At 71.2% G+C, this 1,894-nt stretch carries 2 protein-coding genes; both read left to right on the top strand.

The window, feature by feature from the left end; genetic code table 11:
- The first annotated feature begins 69 nt into the window (after nt 1–69).
- On the top strand, nt 70–984 hold the full coding sequence (locus K206_RS0127360; protein ID WP_020205563.1) for a TauD/TfdA family dioxygenase: 915 nt from the start codon (nt 70–72) through the stop codon (nt 982–984).
- Nucleotides 985–1,030: 46 nt separating this feature from the next.
- Nucleotides 1,031–1,894 (top strand): ABC transporter substrate-binding protein (locus K206_RS0127365; RefSeq protein ID WP_020205564.1); only part of this gene is annotated, 864 nt, incomplete at its 3' end.

The following is a 1,894-nucleotide window of genomic DNA, read 5'->3' on the forward strand; positions in this document are numbered from 1 at the left end:
CGGCCTGAACGGCCCGCGGCCCGCCACTTTCCCCGCATACCTTCCCGGTACACCTTCCCCCCGACAATCATGAACGGCATCCTCGTCGACGACGAAAAACTGGACCGCATCCAGTCCAAGGTCCTGGACATGCGCCTCTACCACGGCCAGCCCGCCACCTTCGAGGGCGTCACGCTGACGCCCTATTCCGCCACAGTCGGCGCGCGCGTCACGGGGCTGCGCATCGACGCGCGCGCCGAGCCCGGCGCGGCACTGCGCCGCTTCCTCTACGACGGCATCCTGCGCCACGGCTTCCTGAGCTTCGCGCCCGGCACGGTGGCGCTGGAGGACTTCGAGCGGCTGGTCGCGCTGTTCGGCACGCCGAAGCTGATGAACACGCCGTACACGCCGGAAACCGGCAAGGACGGCCAGCTCAACGCGATCGACTCGTCGATCAAGAAGACCCGCATGAACTACATCTGGCATATGGACCAGGTGTTCCAGCCGAAGCCGCCGCCGTTTACCGCGCTGTTCGCGCAGGCCGCGCCGCAGGTCGGCGGCGACACGCTGTTCGCCAACGCGACCGCCGCCTACGACCTGCTCGACCCGCTGTTCGCCGCCTACCTGGAAACGCTGAGCGCGGTCCACGACGTCGAGGCGCAGGGCTTCCTGACGCTGGCCTACCACGACCTCGCGCAGCGCGCGGCGCAGCGCGAGAAGCATCCGCCCATCGAGGTGCCGCTGGTGCGCACGCACCCGGAGACCGGCCGCAAGCAGATCTTCGCCAACGAGCTCTATACGCAGCGCGTGCTCGGCGTCACGCGCCGCACCAGCCAGGCGCTGCTCGACATCCTGTTCGACGCGCTCGGCGCGCCCGAGGTGCAGACGCGCCACCGCTGGGAAGACGGCGCGGCGCTGATCTGGGACAACCGCACCGTGCAGCACCGCGGCGTGGCGGACTTCGGCCAGGGCCGGCGCGTGCTGCACCGCGCGCTGGTGGTGTGAGCGCGCCCCGCCCCGGTTTCATGCGCGTTTGACGAACAGGACATCCATGCAACGCAGGCAATTCCTTCTTACTCTCGCCGCGGCCGGCTCCGCCGCTTCGGCCGCCGCCGCGCTGGCCCCGCGCGCGGCCTTCGCGCAGGCGGCCGGCGTGCGCATCACGCTGCCGTCGCCGGGCAGCGCGGGCTCGGTGTGGCGGCCGCTGATCGACCGCTACAAGCTCAATACCGATCCGTCGCTCAGGCTCGACTGGGTGACCGCCGACCCTGGCAAGATGCAGGTGCAGCTCAGCGCCGGCTCGCTCGACGTGGGCGTGTTCGGCGCGGTCGGCCTGGCCACGCTGGCCAACCGCGGCAGCGACATCGTGCTGTTCGGCCCCGCGCTGAACAACCACGGCCGCTGGCTGGTGCGCGGCGACAGCGGCCTGCGCGCGCCGCGCGACCTGGTGGGCAAGCGCATCGCCACCACCGCCGAGACCAGCGAGACCTACCAGCAGGCACGCATCGCCGCCTCGCTGATCGGCATCGACCTGAAGAAAGACGTCAAGGTCATCCACGGCTCGCCGACCGCCAATCTGGCGCTGTTCGAGCGCGGCGACGTCGACGCGATCATCACGCTGGAGCCGACCGCGACGCGGCTGGTGGCGCGCGGCGCGCGCGAGATCGCGCGCGTGGCCGACATCTGGAAGCAGGCCACCGGGCAGCAGGACGACCCGATCCTGGTGGGCCTGGCCGCGAGCCGCGGCTGGTACGAGAGCAACACCGCCACCGCGACCAAGCTCAGCGCGCTGTTCCAGCGCGTGAGCGGCTCGCTGCGGCAGAACCCGGGGCAGTTGCGCGCGATCGCGCCCGAGATCGGCTTCAAGGCCGACGAGGAGCGCGCCATCGAGCTGCTGCCGTCGCGGCTGGGGCCC

It is taken from the genome of Cupriavidus sp. WS (assembly GCF_000395345.1).
GTDB classification, from domain to species: Bacteria; Pseudomonadota; Gammaproteobacteria; order Burkholderiales; family Burkholderiaceae; genus Cupriavidus; species Cupriavidus basilensis_B.